A 20,490-nucleotide genomic window follows, 5' to 3' on the forward strand; every position below is an offset into this window, starting at 1 on the left:
ATAACAATCATGATTAATACAATATATTTTCCTTTCAAAAGAACCCACCCTTTTGTATCGAACTTGCTATTTGCTTTTAGCGTAGCAAATCTATTAATTAAAGTAAATACTCTTATTCAATTGCTCCACTTACAGGATAATCTTCTAAATTAATTTTCAATTCATCGCCTAGTGCTAGTTTTGCTAATTGTGCACCAAGATAAGGACCAGTTGTGAGACCAGAAGAACCTAAACCATTCGCAAGAAGTATTTGCTCTTTTTCTGGTAGGGGACCAATAACGGGAAGAAATCCTGGTGTAAAAGGTCTAAATCCAACACGTGCTTCTAGAATGGTACTATCAACTAGCCCTGGGAAAACGTCGATGGCTTTAGAAAGAATGTCGTGAACTCCACCTACCGTGACTCTAGAATCGAATCCAGTGTCATTTTCATGTGTTGCGCCTACGACTATGTGATTTTCAAAGGGAACAATGGACTGGCTAGTTGGGGGCATTAATACCGGCCAATCTTTGGTTGTGGCATTTGGCATTTCCAGATGAATAATCTGTCCCTTTTGCCCTGACGACTGGAAGTTAATACCGATTGGTAGAAGGAATTCATGCATCCATGCTCCACAAGTAGCGATGATTTTGTCTGCTTCATACAATTGATTATCGACATATACCCCTTTGCAATCAGGGGATAATTTCGCATTTCCATGGATAATCGTTGCCCCGAATTTTTCCGCTGCCCTTAGTAATGCATTGCGGAATGCGCGTCCATCTATTCGAGCAGCTCCACTAATATGAACAGCAGAATATCCCTCTTTTACAAAAGGAATTAGTACCTCAGTTTCTTGTGTATTTAAAAGGGTAACGTCACCTATTTCTGGTGCTTCTTCTCTTCTTTTTATAGCTCTATCTTTCATGGCGATTAACTTTTTCTCATCTTGATGGAGGCTAAGTCCACCAGTTCTGGCATAGCCATGATCTGTTTCGCCATCTTTTTCAAGTTCAGCTACCAACTCTGGGTAATATTTTGCCCCGTTCTTGGCAAGGTGGTACCAAGCCTTGTTCCGTCTTTGGGAGAGCCATGGACAGATTACACCGGCAGCGGCATCGGTTGCTTGGCCAATATTACTTTTATCTATGATTACTACTTCAGAACCAGCTTTAGCAAGCTTATATGCAGTGGTGGCACCAAGGATTCCAGCACCAACAATAATAAATTTTTTCTTCATGATTATCCTTCTTTTCTTTTTTAATTTCTAAACTTACTATAAGAATAATGAGGGAAAATGTAAAATAAAGCTGTGAAATTATTCATTCCAACAAAAATTTATGGTAATCTTGTAGTTGGATATCATTGTCTAATAATGTAATACATATAAAGGAGATAGAAAGATGGAAAAGACATTAGTTTTCGGTCATAAAAATCCAGATACAGATACAATCTGCTCGGCACTTGCTTATGCCAATTTAAAAAATAAATTAGGTGTTAACGCTGAGGCAGCAAGACTTGGTGAAGTAAATAAAGAAACACAGTTTGCTTTAGATTACTTCCAAGTGGAAGCACCTGTTTATATTGAGGCAGTTCCAGCCGATGTAAAAGATGTTATTTTAGTGGATCATAATGAATTTCAACAAAGTGTTAGCAACATTAAAGATGTTCGTATCGCAGAAGTAATCGATCATCACCGTGTGTCTAACTTTGAAACAAAGGAACCACTTTACTTCCGTGCGGAGCCTGTTGGCTGTACAGCAACTATCTTAAATAAAATGTACAAAGAAAACGGAGTAGAAGTTACAAAGGAAATTGCTGGACTAATGTTGTCTGCAATTATTTCTGATTCTCTATTATTAAAATCACCAACATGTACTCCAGAGGATGTAGATGCAGCACATGAACTTGCTAAAATTGCTGGTGTTGAATTAGAGAAGTATGGTCTAGATATGCTCCAAGCCGGTGCTGATTTAAGTGATAAATCTCCACTTGAATTAATCACAATGGATGCGAAAGAATTCGCAATGGGCGACGCAAAAGTGGAAATCGCTCAAGTGAATACAGTAGATGCGAGCAAAGTATATGAACTACAAGCAGAACTAGAAGCGGAAATGGATAAAGCAATTAGTGATAAAGGTTTAGATCTTTTCTTATTTGCAGTAACAGATATCCTAAATAATGATTCTGAAGTATTAGCTCGTGGTGGTGGCATTGCGAAAGTTGGAGAAGCATTTGGAGTGGAACTTGATGCAAATAACCGTGCCCTACTAAAAGGTGTAGTTTCTCGTAAAAAACAAATTGTAACAGCATTAACAGATGCATTCACAAAGTAATATACTATAGGAACATCTCTGGCGATTGCTGGGGGTGTTTTTTGTTTGGTGGTTTAATTTAAGTTCGTGGTAATAGTGTGTGTGCGAGGGTGTCTAGGGCATTTCGATTGGTGGCTTGGAGTGAAAAGTGCATGAGCAGGGTTTTCAAAGACTTTTCCAAACCATACTCTTATTAAAATGTCCCTGAGTCTGCAGCAGTGGTACGAGATTACTGCTTTGTTTCTTGCATAAAATTTTCACTCCACCCGAAACTAATGACATACCTAGAAAGGAGGAGTAATCATGAGTAGACCAAAAGGGCCCAAACAACAAAAACAACCTAATCTTCCTTTAGGACCAGAAATGCCGTATGGTGAAGGGATAGATGGATCTAAAAAGGTGAAGAACCGAAATCACTCTCGTCAAAAAAACAATCCACATCATGATATGTAGTAACCGAAAAGGCAGTCAATAGGCTGTCTTTTCTCTATTGAAATAGATTGATTATGTTTCCTAGTTAACCTATTATAAAACGTATAACAACGATAAGAGGTGGCTAAGAGAAATGAAGAATTTTTGGGAAGAATTTAAAGCTTTTGCTATGAAGGGAAATGTACTTGATTTAGCTGTTGCTGTTGTCATTGGGACAGCGTTTAGTGCGATCGTTAACTCTTTAGTGGCAAACATTATTACACCGTTAGTAGGAATATTATTTAATGGGGTAGATTTTAAAAATGAGGTATGGCTAGTTCGCGGTGTGGAAATTCAGTATGGTGTCTTCTTACAATCTGTTTTCGACTTTTTCATTATAGCTTTATCAATCTTTTTCTTTATTCGTGTACTAGCAAAATTAAAGCGTAAGAAGAAGATAGAAGAAGTAGCAGAGGAAGCACCTAAAGTTGACCCACAAGAGAAACTATTAACAGAGATTCGTGATATTTTATTAGAACAAAATAAAAAATAAATAATCTGGGGGAGATTTTCATGGTTACTATTCAAAATCCATGGTTTACAGTACAGAGAATCGATTCTACTACATATGCAATAAGTGAATATGGGCATTGGGAAAAAGTGCATTCATTTTTATTATTAGGCAAAGAAAAAGCAGCTTTAATCGATACTGGTTTAGGTATTGATAACATAAAGCGAATCACAGATCAACTAACGGATTTACCTATTGTGGTGATAACGACACATGTGCATGCTGATCATATAGGAAGCCATGGCGAATATGAGACGATATTAGTTCATGAGGCGGAAGAGGACTGGTTAGTGAGTGGGATCAAAGGATTAACCATTGATCAAATCCGAAAAGAGATGTGCCGTGATATAACTGGACAAACTCCAGTTGGATTCGATCCGGAAAAATACACTCCTTATACTGGAAACCCAACTGGTCTCCTAAGAGATGGAGACTTAATTGATCTTGGTGATAGGTTATTATCTATTTTTCATACACCAGGTCATTCACCAGGGCATATTTGTGTGTTGGATAATGACCGGGAATATCTATTTACAGGAGACCTATTCTATCTGGATACACCGATTTATGCATTTTTCCCTACGACAGATCCTGTAGAGTTGTTGGATTCGTTGGAGCGAATTTCTTATCTAGAGGTTGGGAGGATATTCGGTGCTCATAATACATTGGGAATTGACCCGAGTGTATTATTGGAAGTACAGGAAGCGGTTTATGAATTGCGCCGGAAAGATGTTGTACGGCATGGGACAGGGCTTCATGAGTTTAAGTCGTTTAGTGTGAGGTTCTAACGATGTTTGATTCTTTAGCGTGGTTTATGGGGAATTATCATAAGAAGTCTAATCTTGATGGAGACAAAGGCATTAAACCATAACATAGTTTCAAAAGGAAAAAGGAATAGAAACATTCTAACGGGTTCCGTTTATAGGTGCACACAATATCATTCACATACTAAATCGCATTGTGATTAAAATTAACATTCATAGTGCGATTTTATTGTTATTTTAAGATTCTTAATGAAATTGTATACTAAATTCACACTCCCATTTACATGGTCTGAAATAGATATTGTAGGGTATGTCAATCATCGTGTGGAAAGTTCGCGAATTGGGTTGTGAATTTAAATAATACATTACTTTTAGAATCCTTCACTAAATTTGTTTGAATAGTATGATAAAATAAATAAAGATATTGTGAAAAGATGTACTTAAAGTAACTGGGCAGGTTAGTTCAAATTCTGTTTTATATAAATAAAAGACGGTGAAAACGCACCGTCTATAATTAGCTATTTATTTTGTGTTAATTCTTTGTAATAAAGGTAATCGACTTTATGCTTGGTAGCCATTAACTGTGAAGCCAAAACCGCCGTATAAACAGTGGTTAGTACAATTGCTCCAACACCAAGACCTGAAAGGTTTATCTTATTATTAGATGTACTCATTCCATTATTGCTTGTGTTCATTCCATTATTACTTGTAGGTGCTTCTTCCATTTTGTTGACCCCCTCATTTGTTATAGGGGTATTATTTGTAACGGCATTTAAACTTATACGCAAAAAATAACAGGCAGGTTCTAAAAACTTTAAACTTGTGAACAAATGTACTTAAACTAATGGGTGCAAGAGTTAAATTAATAATTGTTATTTTATAGTTCTTTTATAAACAATCAGGGGGGATTGAGATGGAAATAAGGCAATATAATCCCAAAGATGAAATTGGTTGGGTGCGATGTAGAGTTCTTTCATTTTTGGATACTGCGTATTTTGATAATGTTTTAAACAAAAAGGAAGATTATCAGAATCCCGCAATTGAATTGGTAGCAGTAGAGGAAGGACAAATTGTAGGTCTGCTGGATATTGAATATGATAATAGTGAAAAAGCAATATGTACAAAAGGTGAGGGACTTGGTGGTATGATCTGGCATATTGCAATACATCCCGATTATCAAAGAAGGGGTATCGGAACAAAGCTATTAGAAAAAGCAGAAAAGATTGCCAAAGAAAAGGGCTTAGACTACCTTGAAGCGTGGACCAGAGATGATGAATGGGTTAACGAGTGGTATAAAAAGAATGGATTTGCCAAAGTTTACTCCTATTTACATCTGTTTCTTGAAGGTAAGGAAGTTGAAGATGTAGTGAGAGTAGACAAACCTAATTTTAAGGTTATGCAGGCTTTTATTCATTATTCTGGAGATGAAAAAAGATAAGGTCAAAACTAAATATAATAGGGTTCACGAATGTAATTGTTATGAAAAAAATCTCAAATAACTTTCTTCAACTATAGGGTGCAAGAGTTGAAAAGAGCAACGCTGTTATAATCTGCGTTGCTCTTTAATATTTTAGAAATATTTTCTATAAAGCTCTTGTCGCAGTCTACCACTTAGTTCTGCGTATATCCTTGTAGTTTCACTTTTTTCGTGTCCTAATAGGCTTTGGATAACTTCTAATGGGGCACCGTTATTTAACAGGTGTGTTGCATAACTGTGCCTTAACTGGTGGGGGTGAATTGTTTTATTTATTCCTGCTCGTTTGGAAATACGTTTAATGATATACCTCATCTGAGCAATGCTCATTCTGTGTGGAGAGCGTTCTGTCACAAATATTGCTGGATCGTTATCGTATCTGTTATCTAAATATTTCTTCAGCCAAATATCACAACGTATATTAAAGTAAACTTCTCGCTCCTTATCACCCTTACCACGAACAATGGCAGATTGGCTTCCCCAATTAATACTATTTCGGTCCAAGGTAACAATTTCTCCTATTCGACAACCAGTAGAAAACATAAATTCAAATAAGGCTTTTTCCATTGGAGAAAAGCAAGCATCTCTAAGATATTCAATTTCTCTTTCAGTAAGGAATTTGGGAATCCTCTTTCCAACTCTCGGTTCCTTTATTTTACTAGCAGGATTTAACTCAATGAAACCCTCCTCGTGTAACCAACGAAATAGGGACCGTAAAAATCTAATACGATGCGACAAACTTGAAGGCTTTAAGTTATTGCTCGATTCAGCTAAATAATCCTTCAATTGTAGGGTTGATATTTTACTTATGTCGATATTCCCTAAGTAATCCATTAATAGCTTTGCTTGCAACCTATAAGCATTTAATGTGTGTACAGAAAAACCCTCAATTCTCTTATCTGCCTCATAACTCTTGGCGGCTTTTGATAATAACATAATTGCTCACTCCCAAAAATATTATTATCAACATCTTTACCATCAAGTTGAGTAAAATTAGTTTTGATAATATTCTGATGAATTGAATGGAATTTAATGTTAGAATTAAGATAGGTTATTCAACTAAAGGGGCAGAATCCTTGAAGAAGGAGTATTTATTTGTTCAAAGAGTTTATTTGAAGAAATTATTTGGGGGTGCTTTTTTGAAAAGGGTATTAATAATAATTTTACTTGTTGTGATTTTGGGAGCTTGTAGTCAGCAAGAGAATGATACCTCTGGAGAAAGAGACGAAGGCATCATTGTTGATATAAAGAAGGAGACCTCTGATGAGAATTACTACCTCATATTAACTTTACCAAGTGTAGAAGGCATTAACATTTCAGATAAAACAAGAGATGAATTGATTGAATTAGCAGTAGAAAATAATGGTGCTTTTTATAGAGTTACCCAAGAAAAGTACGAAGAATGGAACTTAGAAATAGGTCAACGAATCATCGGTTACTATAGTGATGTTGGAGAATCCCAACCCCCTGTATTGTTTACCAATAAAATAGAGGTATTTTCACAATAGTTATGATGGCTTTATTAAACAAACGGGTGCATTAGTTAAAAATAAAAAAGGTGATCTAATAGTGAATATACAAGTCAAACTGAAAGATATAATTGAAGAAATGGAAATGCAATTTGAAGAGTCACTTTCATTATTAAATATGAAAACGGGTGAAATAGTGTTAGTAACATCGGAGGACTTGAGAGCTGCTGAAGACGAAAAACCATTTGAACATTTACCTGAATGGGAACAAGAAAATAGAAAGATTGCAATTGATGTGGTTGAAAACTTTGAAAATTATATAGAGTTACCTACTAAATATGAAGTGAATGAATATGAAATAATGGAAAACTTTTGCTCGACTGTAAGTGATCAACAGAAGCAAGAATCCTTATTAAGGGCAATCAAGGGAAAGGGTGCCTTTAGAAGATTTAAGGACAAAATAATTGATTTTGAAATTGAAGAACAATGGTATACATACCGTGACGAGAGTTTTAAACAAATTGCGATTGAATGGTGTCAGGAAAATAAAATAAACTTTTTTGAATAGAGATGACAAGGGGTGATTATTGAACCAAATTGTAACCCCCTTTTCTTATTAAAGTAAAGGGGCAGGTTTGTTTAAGAAGGATTATCTAATATTTAGAAGGTAATAAGGGCAAATTTAAAAAAAGAATGTAAGAGGTGTAATATGAAACAATTTGTACTTGTGATGTTTACTGTCTCTTTTTTAGTAATTTGTCCTACATATTCAAATGCAATAACAACGCCTTGTAGTATGGTTTTAAACCCAATTGATAAAGAATTGAAAAACGCAAGGGGGGTAGCTTTGGTTTATAAAGTTCAGTTACGTCCACCAAGTTTTGAAAGAACAAATATAAGTATTCTTGGGGTCCATCTTCCTGAACCATCATCCTATGGAAATTACGATAGCTACGAAGGCTTTGCATACATACCAGAAGAAATTAGTTGGCGTTTCAAGCTATACCCATCGCCAGAACAAGATAGTCCAACTTGGGCTGGAAGGTTTGATGAAATTACAGCGAAAATTGAGAATGTAGAAGTTCAGCTACGTCTATCTAATTCAAAAACAGAAAAATTAGGACCCAGTATATTAGAAAGTAACGTCAAATATTGTAAGTAGATATTGAGTTAACGGGTGCGATTGTTTAATGGGAACAGTCGCTTTTTTACTTAATTGAACATAAAATAATATCTACTCACTGTAATGTTACGATAATTATCTATAGGGAGGTCTAAAATGAAAAGAGTAGGTAAATTTGTTTTAAGGATAAGTTTTGTATTCTATTTATTAGCACTGATAGTTTTATTATTCTTAGGTTCAAGAGGAGATATGATGGCAGGAATGTCATTAATTGAATATGTTAAAAGCTCTTCAAATTTAGTTCCATTTAAAACGATAAGTACATATATTAAGGCAATTTTTGACGGTAGTATGAATATAGACATACCAATTAAAAACCTGTTTGGAAATGCTTTTATGTTTTTACCAATGGGCATCTACCTGCCTTCCTTTTTAAGAAAAGTAAACAAATTAAGTGTATTTGCATTTGCAATGGTTATATTGTTATTCGTTATTGAGGTAATACAAATAGTTACAAGAAGAGGAAGTTTTGATGTTGATGACTTCATTCTTAATATGTTTGGAGCTTTGATTGGTTTTTCAATTTGGAAGATGAATTCTATTCAAAAATTGATAAATAGAACTTCATTTCAATCTAATAGTTTGTGAAGAAATGTTCTTAAACTAAAGGGTGCAATACTTAAACAATAGGGATCATCATTAATGATAATTCCTGTTTATTTTTTTGCTTTACTAACGGGGCAGTTTTGAAGAAGCACCAATGAACTATTTGTACTTCTGTTTGGAAAGTTTATCAAGAAGTGGAACATAAACTTCTTTCAACCGTATCAAATTATAATGCAGAAGGAGTGAAAGGCTTGAGGAAAATATTTGTATTAGTATTTTTGTTAGTTTTAATTTTATCGGCTTGTAATTCATCAAAATTGAGTTTTAGTGAAATTGAAAATGTACCTAATAATGTGCAAGACAAAGTTGATTCCAATTTAAAACTTCAATCAATCACTGATGGTGGGAAAGGATATTATATTGTTTTTCATTCAAGTGGAGATGTAGAAACTGATTTAGAAACACAAGGAGATACTGTAACAATAAAGATTAATGTAACCAATCTGCAAGATGATGTTTTAAAGCAAAATACATACTATTTAACGACAGGACCAGAACCCAATAAAATAGATGTTCTGGTAAATGGTGAATCAATACCTTTTGATAACGTAACAATTCAATAAGCAACGGGGCAATTCTCTACTAAGTTGAACTTAATATAATTTAAAAACAAAGGGAAGCCTTATTAAGCTAACGGGTGCAATAGTTAAACAAGGTGATCCAAATGGTATCGCTTTTTTCTTATGATTAAAATATCGTTTTTATTTTTGGAATCTAATGTTGGTGTTTAGATGAAAGTTATTATAGGCAGGTTAGTGGAAGAAGAGCAGTTATTTTTACAAAAAAATGAACTTGTAATTATCATATTAAAATCAAGAATCTGACGGAGGGAATGAAGTGAGTAACAGTACGAGAGAGATTTATAATAAGTTAGCCTCTACATATCAAAACGATGTTGATAAGGGGAGTCCTTATAACAGTTATTATGAACGCCCAGCCATGATGGAGGCTTTGCCTTCTCAACTATCTGGTAAAAAGGTACTTGACGCTGGTTGTTCGGCTGGGTGGTATTCTTCCCAATTATTGCAACAAGGAGCGAAAGTGACTGGTGTAGATCTAAGTCCTGAAATGGTGAGAGTAGCGAATCAACGTTTGGGGGAGAAGGTGACATTCCTTTGTCACGACCTTCAAGAACGCCTTCCGTTTAAAGACGACTCCTTCGATGTGATTTTAAGCTCACTTACGCTTCATTATCTAAAGGATTGGACTTACACATTTCAGGAATTCAACCGCATTCTAAAAGCAGGCGGAACCTTTTTATTTTCGGTTCATCACCCATTTATGGATTATACAAGATTTGATTGTGAGGATTACTTTAAAACCCAATTATTATCAGAAACCTGGAACAAACCTAATATTACAATTGATGTGAGTTTTTACAGAAGGCCCCTGCAAAGCATTGTAAATGAAACTACCCAATTTTTCAATCTCGATCAGTTGATTGAACCCAAACCGATAGAGAAGATGAAAACTGAAAAAGAAGATTCTTATTACTATCTCATGACAAAACCTCATTTTCTTATAGTGAAAGCTGCGTCAAAAAAGTAATGAAAATCTATTTTGGATTTAGTATAACTATTCAAAGGGTGAATTAGTTTAATATAATCAACTGCATACTATACTAATGGGGCAGTTTAGTTGAATAAGAAATCACAAAAGTAATGAAAATTTACTTTAAAATAAGATTAAACGGGGGGTTATATGCGAAAAGTTTATCAAGATAGAACAGCATTACCTGGAGCTATGATTGTTAATTTAGAAGATACTGAGATTATATCAGCAGGAACAACCATTTATTCAATGGGTGTTCATGATAGAAATGAGGAATATCAAAGATACGCTAACTATTATGATATTCAATTTATATTTGACGATAATATTCCACGTATAGCGTTTTTTACGGTTCCACATGTTGATATTATGGCACAAGATAGTAAAGGTGGATTTATCGGAACTGTTGACCACCAATGTGACCTAGAAAGTAATGCACCAATTTGTTATATCAATAAGGAGTTGGAGAGCTTCAAAATTTCTGAAAACGGAAAAGATTTTCTGAGCAACGTTGAATCATGGCAAGAGAACATGAAACCATATGATAAAATTACCGTTTATCGTTCGAAAGCAGATGCAGAAACGGAACTAGAATTTATCGATTTGTCTGATATTCTTCCATTATTATAAAATCTTCCTGAACTAACAGGTGCCATTGTGAAAGAAGGTGATTATTTGATTGATCGCTTTTTTTATAGGAAAATTAAAATAATGTTTTTGGAATATTATGTTAGCACTGGGATATAGATATTGGGCTATCGGGGGGATGTTGTTTGCAAATACAGAGTTTCTCATTGGTTTGGTCAATTATTATATACGGTAGTATAGTCCTTTTAATCTTCCTTTTCCCAAGGTCTCGCATATTTATTAATAGGGCTTTCGACTTCAGCGTTCTAAAAAAACCTCAAACCTATCTCATAATGTTTATCGCATTAATGACTATTTTCATTGCGAATTTAATCATCTTTAATCGTACATTAACCTCTATGTTTGATTTTTGGACAAGGGAATATTCCTATTCCTATACATCTTTGTTGGATAATATCGAGTTATTCCAATTTCTCATTTATACCGTAATAATAGCTCCCATTATGGAGGAAGTGTTGTTTAGAATACCAATATCTATTTGGATGAATAGATTAACTTACTTTATTTTAGCACTATTAATCTCATCCATTTTATTTGGATTTATACATCCAGAATATCCGTTATTTGGTTTTGTATTGGGCGTTTCATTTGGTTTTACATACAAACTATCAAGGTCAATAGTTCCCGCAATACTTATTCATGTTATTTGGAATATATTTTCACTATTTTATTTTAACTACATTTAGCTTCATTTGTTCTTAATTTATAGGATGTGTTACTTCAATAAGGAAGACGCATTCTTTATTCAACTATTGGGGCAGCTCAGTTCAACAAGGAGGGATTGTTTTGGTTACCTAAGTGTTGGTCTTGTAACTATGCTTTTAAGTGGAGAGATTCGATGTTTTTTACAAGACGAAAGAAGTGTCCTAATTGTAATAAAATCCAACACATTACTAAAGAAAGTAATTGGAAAATAGGTGTCATAGGTGCTCCTTTGCCATTTGTTCCAATTATATTAAACATTCTCAGTGTACCTTGGCTATGGATTTGCGTTATTTCTATTCCTTTAATAATGAATTATTTTATTATTTTACCTTACCAGTTAAGATTTGCGGATGAGGAACAACCATTATTTTAAATTAAGGTTATTTCACTATCGGGTGCGATTGTTCATTAAGGACAATCGCCTATTTTATTTATTATAGAAATATTGATTTTGATTTTGTGAATTACGATGAGAATTAGCTCGAAGCACCTCATAATGGAACCCGTTAGAAACATTTTGTTCCTTTTTCATTATCATCCTTCCAAACTAGAACGCTCTCCGTCTAAAGTCTGAAACTTTTTCGAACCTCAGCCCGTAGTAGGAGTATTCGAAATTATTTAAACTAAAGATAGAATAAGAAGAGGGGATGAGAGGAATGACTCAACCAATTGTAGAGGTTAAGAACCTTAAGAAGTCTTATAAAAAAAGAAAAACGAAGGAAATTATTACTGCCGTAGATCAAATTTCTTTCACCGTTAATAAGGGTGAGATTCTTGGATTGCTAGGGCCAAATGGAGCTGGGAAAACAACCACGATTAAAATGATTTGTGGTTTGGTTCGTCCTGACAGCGGAAACATCACGATTAATGGAATCGATAATCAGGACAAGCGACTTCAGGCACAGGAACATATTAGTGCTGTGCTAGAAGGAAATCGGAATCTTTATTGGCGTTTGACTGTTCGAGAAAACTTGGAGTATTTTGCAGGAAATCGCGGGAAATCAAGAAAAGAAGTTGCAGGCCAGATTGACGAACTACTTAAACAGTTTCGCTTAAAGGATAAAGAAAATGAGATGGTCAATCGCCTATCAAGAGGGATGCAGCAGAAATTGGCAATTGCAGTAGCAATGCTTGCAGGTAGTGAGGTTATTTTACTGGATGAGCCAACACTTGGTCTCGATATTGAAACTGGATATGAGGTACGTGAGCTGCTTCGTGAAATCGTGAGAACAGAGGATAAAACGATTATCATAACTTCGCATGATATGGATGTCATTCAAGATTTATGTGAGCGTACAGTCATTATAAATAGTGGGAAAGTAGTAACCAATGATCGTGTAGAGAATCTGATGAAATTGTTTGAAGTACGATCCTATACTGTGAAGTTAGATGGACATTTAAGTGAAGAGCAGCATGAATTATTGCTTGAAAAATTTCCTCAGCTTACATACACTCCGGAAACATATCAGTCTGTGCTAGAAGTGGACTTAACACAAAGTCAGGAAATCTATGATTTATTTGACATTTTAAAATTGGAGCAAATTCCAGTGGACACCATTGACCGGAAAACAATTAACTTTGAACAGGTCTTTATGAAGATTGTAAAGGGGGAGAAAGAATATGCGCTTTCTGAACGTGTTTAAGGCAAATATCCGTCGAGAATATATTATGTTAAAGCGGTATTTGCCCAATACGATTGCGATGCTAATTACGTTTTATGTGCTATTTTTGGGGATGTTTGCAGGGATTTCGTTAATTGGTGATCCGAGCACACAGGATACGAATATCCAATATGTGATTGTGAACTATATTTTCTGGTTTTTGGCCATGGTTGTGGTCAATGATATTGGGTGGCAAATTACGAATGAAGCTACGCAAGGAACTCTGGAGCAATTAGGAATGTCTCCAATGGGGATTTGGAAAATTATGTTATCTCGATTGCTCTCTTCCACATTGATTGAATTTGTCATTATCGTTGCCTTACTTTACTTAAGTATGTTTACAGCTGGCCAATGGTTAAATGTAGATGTGCTATCGATATTACCGGTATTAATTTTAACGCTTATTAGTATGTTTGGGTTAGGGTTGATCATCGCAGGATTTACGATGATATTGAAGCAGATTCAAGCATTCTTACAAATATTACAGTTCATTCTTGCTGGTCTTACGTTTGTACCGTTATCTGTCGCACCATTTTTAGCGTTTTTCCCATTTGTTAAGGGGATAGATATGGTTCGTGAAATTATGATTAATGGCATGACCTTAACCGAGTTTACGGTAGCAGATATTTCGATACTAGTGTTTAATGCCGTATTTTATTTCGGAATTGGATTATTTGTTTTCTTACGTTGTGAGCGTTTTGCAATGCATAAGGGATTACTTGCACATTATTAATTTAAAGTGGTATTGGCTACCTGGGCTGATACCACTTTTTTATTGGGAAGTAAATCACACTTGATGCATTCGACAAAATTAGTCAAAATTAGTCAAAAACCGGGTAGTGACAGGCACCTAGAAACTTTGCTAGGCTATATGGAAGGGGGGATGGCTTGTGAGGTTTTTGCGTGTTTTTGTGGGGGTTGTGTTAATTGTTTTTTCTTTATTAATTTTTCCTATTTATTCTTCTGCTTGTACTTGTGAGGAGCCATTGTCTGCTAATCGCGAGTTGGACCGGTCTTCGGCAGTTTTCCGTGGTGAGGTTAAAGAAATAAGGAAAGCTGATGATCATGAACATGGTTTAAAAGTGCTACTATCGGTTAACGAGGTATGGAAAGGTGTTCGGGAGTCTGAGATAACGGTCAGAACAGGAAAGGATGGGGCAGCTTGTGGCTTTGATTTTCAGGTTGGAAAAGAGTACTTAGTGTATGCTGGAATTAATGATGCCTATACTAGTGACAACTTGATGACTGGGATCTGTGATCGAACAAGTCAAGTTGTGATGAAGCAGGCACAAGATGATATGGTAGTTCTTGGACAGGGTTTTACACCTGGTGAAATGGGGGAACATAATCCATTACCCAATATCGTTGTGGTTGGTCTTTATGTTGGGCTTGGTATATTCTTTCTTGTCATCTTTTTAGCATTACGGAACTCCAAGAAGAAAGATTCTTAGGGCAAATATCAAACTTTTTCCCTTAAAATAGGTACGTGTCTGATACAAGTATCCGTCACCTGTCATAGGTTATTAGTGTAGCTTATCACAGAAAGGGGAAAAATAATGAGACATCGACACAGACCAAATTGTGGATGCCCAAAATGTGTAGTTCATCCAACAAAGCATAATGTTGTTCATCACTGTACTGAGGAAACTATTCAACATGTTCATCCATCTCATACAACTATCATGAATCATCATCTAATCAAGAATAATCATGTATTCCCACACTCAACTTCCGTTCAAAATACAGTGAATAGTGTTGATCAGTTTGGTGGAGCATTTAATGTACCAAGTGGCCCTGGCATGATGGGACCAGGACCAGGACCAGGTCAAGTAGCAGGCGCAATGGACCCGGGAATGATGGGACCAGGAATGGGACCAGGAATGGCACCCGGTATGGGGCAAGGCATTGGCCCTGGTATGATGAACCCAGTACTAGGTAACAACAATCAAACACCAAATCAAGTAGCAGGTGCAATGGATCCAGGTATGAATCCTGGCATGGGACCAATGGGTAACCAAGGAATGGGACCAAACAACTGGAAAAAGCCAAACAATTGGTGTTAACATGGTAAGGAGCTGGCATAGCCGGCTCTTTAGCTTTTATAAAGGTTTAGCTACTAAAAGTTTATTCGATTGGACGACGTACTGTGAAGGCAAGTATCTATGTTTAGTAGCTAAATGATTTAATATTAGAAGATTATGGTTTAAGGATGTGCCAGTTACATATGAAAGTACTAACCGTTACAGGATACAAACCTAGAGAAATCAATATTTTTAAAGAAAATGACCCTAAAATAGCTATTATTAAGGCAGCTATTGAGAAGAAATTATTAGGTTTTATAGAAGAAGGGCTGGAGTGGATTTTGATATCGGGGCAGATGGGTGTGGAGTTATGGACCGCAGAAGTTGCAATGGACCTGAAAGATGAATACGATATTCAGGTTGCGGTTATTCCACCATTTGAGAAACAGGATGAACGTTGGCCCGAGGATTTAAAACTTAAATATGAAGAATTAACCATGATAGTGGACTTTTATCAACCGTTATATAATGGAGAATATAAAGGACCATATCAATTCCGTGCAAAGAACAAGTGGTTGGTAGAAAAGAGTGATGCTTGCTTAATCCTTCTTGATGATGAGTATCCTGGTAGTAATAAGTTCTTCTACGAAGAGGCGAAGCGTGCCAACAAGAATTATCCAATCTATTTAATCACTCCTTCTGATCTAGATGAAATGGTAGAAGAAATGAGGATGGCAGATCCAGATTATTGGAATTGATAATTAGTGAGATAACTTTATGAATATTTTTTGACAATTGTGGAATAATACCTTTTCCTGTCAACATATAGCAGGGATTTGTGTTTTTAACATAGAATATAGTGTTATAACAATCTGATCCTTTTGAAGGGGAGCTGTAAATCCATGAAAAAGTTTCCATTACTTTACACAACTCGTCTTAAGTTAATAGAAATATTACCTAGTCATGCAGATGCTATTTTTGAAATTTTCTCTAAGGATGAAGTGATGAAATACTACGGAAGGGAAAGCATGAATTCCGTGGAAGAGGCAGAAGATTTGGTCGAACATTTTCAAGTGCTTTATCGAGAGGGAAAAGGAATTCGTTGGGGAATTACCACGAAGAACAACGCCGAATTTATTGGTACTATTGGAATACACAATTATAGCCCTCATACTCAAAGAGCAGAGATAGGATTTGAACTTCAACCAGAATATTGGCGAAAAGGAATTCTATCAGAAGCGCTAGCTAGTGTACTAGAATACTGCTTTGTTGAGTTAGGAATACATCGGATGGGAGCTATAACATACCCTGAAAATGTAGCTTCCAATAGTTTGCTAGAAAAAGCAGGATTTACAAGGGAAGGTTTGCTGCGAGGGTATTTATTTCAACATAATAAATTCCATGACGCTTACGTACTATCCATGCTTAAACCAGATTGGCGACGTAGAAAATATGCAGATGAAACTCCCGGTCCGTATCGCGACCACTTAACAGAGATAGTGAAACGAGCTGAAGCAGCAGGAGACTTTGATAATCTTCCTGGAAAAGGCAAACCGCTCGATTTAGGACCTAGTTCTGTTAATCCATCTGAAGCACAGCTATACAAGACCCTAAAAGATAATCATGTATTGCCTCCTTGGATTGATCTAGCCAATGAAATTGACTCTTTAAAAGAGAAGCTTGAGGAACTAGAGGGGAAAGAAAAGCGCAAGATGGTTAAAGAAATTAATAAAAAAATTAAAGCCTATAACTATGCTTGTCCCCCTTCATTACAGAAGAATAAGGTTTGGGAGTGAAAAGAACCAGTCTCGGAACGAGGCTGGTTCTTTTGTGTGCTTGGGTAACTGGTGCATGCACTTAATTTGGGGAACCATGTTTCTGATTATCTGTAGTATGTCCCCAAGTAAGGGAACCAAGTGCCCAAGCAACCGGAGCATGCCCCCAATCTAGGGAATCATGTGCCCAAGCAACCAGCGCATGCTCCCAATCTAGGAAACCATGTGCCCAAGTAACCGGAGCATGCTCCCAAATCAGGGAACCATGTGCCCAAGCAACCGGAGCATGCTCCCAAGTCAGGAAACCATGTGCCCAAGCAACCAGCGTATGCTCCCAATGTAGGGAATCATGTGCCCAAGCAACCGGAGCATACTCCCAAGTCAGGAAACCATGCGCCCATGCAACCGGAGCATGCTCCCAAATCAGGGAACCATGTGCCCAAGCAACCGGAGTATGCTCCCAAGTCAGGAAACCATGTGCCCAAGCAACCGGAGTATGTCCCCAAGTTTGGAAACTATGTGCCCAAGCAACCGGAGTATGCTCCCGATCTAGGGAATCATGTGCCCAAGCAACCGGAGCATGCTCCCAAGTTTGGAAACCATGTGCCCAAGCAACCGGAGCATGCTCCCAAAAATGAGAACCATGTGCCCAAGCAACCGGAGCATGCTCCCAAGTCAGGAAACCATGTGCCCAAGCAACCGGAGCATGCTCCCAAGTCAGGAAACCATGTGCCCAAGCAACCGGAGCATGCTCCCAAAAATGAGAACCATGTGCCCAAGCAACCAGCGCATGCTCCCAAGTCAGGAAACCATGTGCCCAAGCAACAAGCGCATGCTCCCAAATCAGAGAACCATGCGCCCATTCAACCAATAAACTCTCACAATCTACTTACCAAACAAAATCCATCATATTCCCATTAAATAGATTTGTATCTATATTACAGGTTTCCCCGTCAATAGCGTATTGCCAACCGTAAGTTTTAGCATTTTCTGGTCCTTGTGGGTTATATTCTGGGGCATCTTCTTTTGTGGTGATTTCTTCTTGAGGATATGCGGTCCATACGATGGTGTTTTCACTCGCTTCTTTTTCCATATCGTTGTAAGCATGTAGCAATTCATTTTCTTCGCTGAAAACTCCGTATACACCTGGTTCATAGTTTGAGTCTGCTAGTGTTGTGTACCATCCTTCCATAAATGCGGCATCTACAGGGTATTCTGGTTCGATATCTACAAAGATTGCTACACCTTCTGGAATTTCAAGATCTTTGGCCATGGAGATTGCTTGTTTAGCATGTTCTACCCCATTATCATGACCACGTGCGTCTTCCACATGATTGTAGATTACTAGAATCTTAATATCATTATCATGTAAAAGTTTGACCTCTTCGGAATCAAGTCCTGCTGAAATGCCTTCTTTTTCTCCAAGATAACGTCCCCATATGACTGGTTTACCATAATTGTCTACTACACAACCAAGGATTTCCTCATCGGTGTAGCTCGCAGAGTCAACGCCCCAATGGATTTCATTGCTCTTATCTTCTTTACTTGCTTCATCATTTTTATTTTTATCCTCTTCTTTGTCTTGGTCTTCTTTATTACTATCTTTATTACTATCGCCGTTATTATCTTTATTGTCTTTATCTTCATCTTTATTATCCGATTCACTGTCTTGATTTTTCTTATCAGTTTCTTCGGTTTTGGGGTCCTTTGCCTGTTCGGTGGTTTCTTGTGAATTGTAAACGAACAATATTAATACGGGGATGGCGATGACAAGAACCAAACTAATCAGGGTGATTAGTTCATATTTTCTCATAGGTTTAACCTCCCTTCAGCCCCTATAGCATTCTATTAATGGGAGAGGGTAGGAGTGTGGGCATGGTAATGTACTGTCATCCCTTGCAAATTCTGGCAGGAAAAAAGCAATCATTTGTCGAATTAAAAAGTAATAGCGTGTGTAAGGTGGTGGAATTATGCATAATGTTGCACGTACCTATTTATTAAACCGATTAAATTTTCTGCGTTTGGATGAGTTAGAACTAACAGATGAACAGAAGAAACTGTTTGATGAATTGTATGAGAACTATATTATAAACGGTGTAGGGGATGAGTTCCCTTACTTATTGCAAGAGAAGAAATATAAGTTTTTAACCTATCTTATTGAGAACAAGAACGTTCTTGTTCACGGTTCCAATAACCCGGATATTGAAGCTTTTGAGCCACGGAATTCTACCTTGTTCACTGGAGAAAAAGTAAAGGCTGTTTTTGCTTCTTCTGATGCAACATGGTCGTTGTTTTTTGCTGTCATTAATAGGAACGATTATTATGGTTCATTGCGAAATCTTTGCTTAACTGCACAAACAAGTAAAGGTGTGAAACGGTATTATTATTTCTCGTTAAATGAGGATTTTAGGGGTGAAATATGGCAGGGTGGAATGATATATCTATTTCCTAAGGACCGATTTAAACCAGGTGGGGCGAAGAATGAGTGGATTTCTGAAAAAGAGGTATATCCGTTAGCAAAGGTTCGTGTTTCTCCAGAGGATTTTATTTTTCGGGATTTCATTTTAAGACATCGCGAAGATACTTCACATATAAAGAACTTGGTTCGGCATTTGCTTTTTCCAAAAAGGAGGAGGAGGATGTAGACTATGGGGAGAATTCAAAATATACGGAAAGAAGAAAAAGACTATCATGACTATTGCTATGATAATTATAAATTATTTCAATCCGGATCATGGTTACACAAACCTGTTCAAACGGTAATGGAACTGTTGCCTCTCTTAGCGGATAAGGAAGAGGTTAAGATTCTTGATCTTGGTGCGGGGGTAGGAAGGAATGCTATCCCGATTGCAGAATGGATTCGAGATTCTAATCGGAAAGGCAAGGTTATCTGTATTGATTTTCTAGAATCTGCAATTAATAGATTAACTAGTTATTGCAAGGAGTTTCATGTTTCACAATACATTGAGCCAATTCAATCCTCCATTGAAGACTTTAACATAATGGAGGAAGATTATGATTTAGTCGTTGCCGTCTCTAGCCTGGAGCATGTTGAGTCTGAAGAACATCTCAGGTTAGTATTGAACGAAATAGAAAGAGGGACGAAAACTGGTGGGATAGTTTGTCTCATTATCAATTCAGAAATAGAAGAAATGGATTGCGAATCCGGAGAGAACCTGGAAGTTCATATAGAGGTAAATCTTCAGACTGAAGAGATGAACCAGGTTTTATTAGATACTTTCTCAAGATGGACTGTCCTAAAGAAATTGGTTAAACCACTAGAATATAAGATTACTAGAGGGCATCGGGAAGTCTTGTTAAAAACAAATGCTATTACATATGTAGCAAAAAAATAAG

26 protein-coding genes and 1 pseudogene are annotated in these 20,490 nt (G+C 36.6%); 22 read left to right on the plus strand and 5 right to left on the minus strand.

Annotated features, from left to right (window positions below):
• Positions 1-112: 112 nt before the first annotated feature.
• Complete coding sequence (locus tag BN999_RS17205; RefSeq protein ID WP_096273456.1) at positions 113-1,219, minus strand: NAD(P)/FAD-dependent oxidoreductase; 1,107 nt, start codon at positions 1,217-1,219, stop codon at positions 113-115.
• Positions 1,220-1,382: 163 nt separating this feature from the next.
• Here BN999_RS17205 and BN999_RS17210 point away from each other — a divergent pair, with 163 nt between their 5' ends.
• The 4 genes from BN999_RS17210 (at position 1,383) to BN999_RS17225 (ending at position 4,064) form a co-directional block, all read left to right on the plus strand.
• Positions 1,383-2,315 carry a manganese-dependent inorganic pyrophosphatase gene (locus BN999_RS17210; RefSeq protein WP_096273458.1) on the plus strand — a complete coding sequence of 311 codons (933 nt, stop codon included), beginning with the start codon at positions 1,383-1,385 and terminating at the stop codon, positions 2,313-2,315.
• Positions 2,316-2,597: 282 nt separating this feature from the next.
• Complete coding sequence (locus tag BN999_RS17215; protein WP_096273460.1) at positions 2,598-2,747, plus strand: small acid-soluble spore protein P; 150 nt, start codon at positions 2,598-2,600, stop codon at positions 2,745-2,747.
• A gap of 112 nt (positions 2,748-2,859) precedes the next feature.
• Positions 2,860-3,258: a large conductance mechanosensitive channel protein MscL gene (mscL, locus tag BN999_RS17220; RefSeq protein WP_096273462.1), complete on the plus strand. Its 399-nt coding sequence runs from the start codon at positions 2,860-2,862 to the stop codon at positions 3,256-3,258.
• A 20-nt stretch (positions 3,259-3,278) separates the two neighbouring features.
• Positions 3,279-4,064 (plus strand): MBL fold metallo-hydrolase, encoded by a 786-nt coding sequence (locus BN999_RS17225; protein WP_096273464.1) that lies wholly within the window; start codon positions 3,279-3,281, stop codon positions 4,062-4,064.
• 494 nt (positions 4,065-4,558) lie between these two features.
• Here BN999_RS17225 and BN999_RS17230 read toward each other — a convergent pair whose 3' ends face one another.
• Positions 4,559-4,765, minus strand: coding sequence for a hypothetical protein (locus BN999_RS17230; protein ID WP_096273466.1), 207 nt, complete (start codon positions 4,763-4,765; stop codon positions 4,559-4,561).
• Between the two features lie 188 nt (positions 4,766-4,953).
• Here BN999_RS17230 and BN999_RS17235 point away from each other — a divergent pair.
• Positions 4,954-5,539: pseudogene (locus tag BN999_RS17235) on the plus strand (GNAT family N-acetyltransferase).
• Positions 5,540-5,610: 71 nt separating this feature from the next.
• On the opposite strand, the gene BN999_RS17240 reads toward BN999_RS17235, so the two are convergent.
• The gene (locus BN999_RS17240; protein ID WP_096273468.1) at positions 5,611-6,450 is read right to left on the minus strand and encodes a tyrosine-type recombinase/integrase; all 840 of its coding nucleotides are present in this window, start codon (positions 6,448-6,450) and stop codon (positions 5,611-5,613) included.
• A gap of 203 nt (positions 6,451-6,653) precedes the next feature.
• Here BN999_RS17240 and BN999_RS17245 point away from each other — a divergent pair, with 203 nt between their 5' ends.
• The 15 genes from BN999_RS17245 (at position 6,654) to BN999_RS20905 (ending at position 17,154) form a co-directional block, all read left to right on the plus strand.
• Positions 6,654-7,022, plus strand: coding sequence for a hypothetical protein (locus BN999_RS17245; RefSeq protein WP_176482020.1), 369 nt, complete (start codon positions 6,654-6,656; stop codon positions 7,020-7,022).
• Positions 7,023-7,083: 61 nt separating this feature from the next.
• Positions 7,084-7,551 carry a UPF0158 family protein gene (locus tag BN999_RS17250; protein WP_096273472.1) on the plus strand — a complete coding sequence of 156 codons (468 nt, stop codon included), beginning with the start codon at positions 7,084-7,086 and terminating at the stop codon, positions 7,549-7,551.
• A 141-nt stretch (positions 7,552-7,692) separates the two neighbouring features.
• On the plus strand, positions 7,693-8,145 hold the full coding sequence (locus BN999_RS17255; protein WP_096273474.1) for a hypothetical protein: 453 nt from the start codon (positions 7,693-7,695) through the stop codon (positions 8,143-8,145).
• A gap of 117 nt (positions 8,146-8,262) precedes the next feature.
• Complete coding sequence (locus BN999_RS17260) at positions 8,263-8,754, plus strand: VanZ family protein (protein WP_096273476.1); 492 nt, start codon at positions 8,263-8,265, stop codon at positions 8,752-8,754.
• Between the two features lie 152 nt (positions 8,755-8,906).
• Positions 8,907-9,335 (plus strand): peptidylprolyl isomerase, encoded by a 429-nt coding sequence (locus BN999_RS17265; RefSeq protein ID WP_176482021.1) that lies wholly within the window; start codon positions 8,907-8,909, stop codon positions 9,333-9,335.
• A gap of 274 nt (positions 9,336-9,609) precedes the next feature.
• Positions 9,610-10,320, plus strand: coding sequence for a class I SAM-dependent methyltransferase (locus tag BN999_RS17270; protein ID WP_096273480.1), 711 nt, complete (start codon positions 9,610-9,612; stop codon positions 10,318-10,320).
• 153 nt (positions 10,321-10,473) lie between these two features.
• Positions 10,474-10,953: a hypothetical protein gene (locus tag BN999_RS17275; protein WP_096273482.1), complete on the plus strand. Its 480-nt coding sequence runs from the start codon at positions 10,474-10,476 to the stop codon at positions 10,951-10,953.
• 305 nt (positions 10,954-11,258) lie between these two features.
• Positions 11,259-11,657 (plus strand): CPBP family intramembrane glutamic endopeptidase, encoded by a 399-nt coding sequence (locus BN999_RS17280; protein ID WP_176482022.1) that lies wholly within the window; start codon positions 11,259-11,261, stop codon positions 11,655-11,657.
• A gap of 95 nt (positions 11,658-11,752) precedes the next feature.
• The gene (locus tag BN999_RS21285) at positions 11,753-12,049 is read left to right on the plus strand and encodes a TIGR04104 family putative zinc finger protein (protein WP_176482023.1); all 297 of its coding nucleotides are present in this window, start codon (positions 11,753-11,755) and stop codon (positions 12,047-12,049) included.
• 283 nt (positions 12,050-12,332) lie between these two features.
• Positions 12,333-13,319: an ABC transporter ATP-binding protein gene (locus tag BN999_RS17290; protein WP_096273488.1), complete on the plus strand. Its 987-nt coding sequence runs from the start codon at positions 12,333-12,335 to the stop codon at positions 13,317-13,319.
• A complete protein-coding gene (locus tag BN999_RS17295) occupies positions 13,297-14,070 on the plus strand; it encodes an ABC transporter permease (protein WP_096273490.1) in 774 nt (257 codons plus the stop codon). The genes BN999_RS17290 and BN999_RS17295 overlap by 23 nt, the downstream gene beginning before the upstream one ends.
• A gap of 157 nt (positions 14,071-14,227) precedes the next feature.
• Complete coding sequence (locus tag BN999_RS17300; RefSeq protein WP_096273492.1) at positions 14,228-14,788, plus strand: hypothetical protein; 561 nt, start codon at positions 14,228-14,230, stop codon at positions 14,786-14,788.
• Positions 14,789-14,893: 105 nt separating this feature from the next.
• Entirely contained in the window at positions 14,894-15,400 is a 507-nt protein-coding gene (locus tag BN999_RS17305) for a CotD family spore coat protein (protein ID WP_096273494.1), read from the plus strand.
• Positions 15,401-15,561: 161 nt separating this feature from the next.
• Complete coding sequence (locus BN999_RS17310; protein ID WP_096273496.1) at positions 15,562-16,116, plus strand: SLOG family protein; 555 nt, start codon at positions 15,562-15,564, stop codon at positions 16,114-16,116.
• A 144-nt stretch (positions 16,117-16,260) separates the two neighbouring features.
• Complete coding sequence (locus tag BN999_RS20905; RefSeq protein ID WP_217988498.1) at positions 16,261-17,154, plus strand: GNAT family N-acetyltransferase; 894 nt, start codon at positions 16,261-16,263, stop codon at positions 17,152-17,154.
• 61 nt (positions 17,155-17,215) lie between these two features.
• Here the strand turns inward: BN999_RS20905 and BN999_RS17320 are convergent, their stop codons facing one another.
• Together BN999_RS17320 and BN999_RS17325 are read right to left on the minus strand one after the other, a co-directional pair.
• Positions 17,216-18,004, minus strand: a complete 789-nt coding sequence (locus BN999_RS17320; protein ID WP_096273498.1) for a hypothetical protein — start codon at positions 18,002-18,004, stop codon at positions 17,216-17,218.
• Positions 18,005-18,022: 18 nt separating this feature from the next.
• On the minus strand, positions 18,023-18,946 hold the full coding sequence (locus BN999_RS17325) for a glycoside hydrolase domain-containing protein (protein WP_096273500.1): 924 nt from the start codon (positions 18,944-18,946) through the stop codon (positions 18,023-18,025).
• A gap of 157 nt (positions 18,947-19,103) precedes the next feature.
• Here BN999_RS17325 and BN999_RS17330 point away from each other — a divergent pair, with 157 nt between their 5' ends.
• Together BN999_RS17330 and BN999_RS17335 are read left to right on the plus strand one after the other, a co-directional pair.
• Positions 19,104-19,778, plus strand: coding sequence for a hypothetical protein (locus tag BN999_RS17330; protein ID WP_096273502.1), 675 nt, complete (start codon positions 19,104-19,106; stop codon positions 19,776-19,778).
• Between the two features lie 3 nt (positions 19,779-19,781).
• Positions 19,782-20,489: a class I SAM-dependent methyltransferase gene (locus BN999_RS17335; protein ID WP_096273504.1), complete on the plus strand. Its 708-nt coding sequence runs from the start codon at positions 19,782-19,784 to the stop codon at positions 20,487-20,489.
• Position 20,490: the final 1 nt, after the last annotated feature.

The sequence above is a fragment of the Paucisalibacillus globulus genome (assembly GCF_900184735.1).
GTDB lineage: Bacteria > Bacillota > Bacilli > Bacillales > Amphibacillaceae > Ornithinibacillus > Ornithinibacillus globulus_B.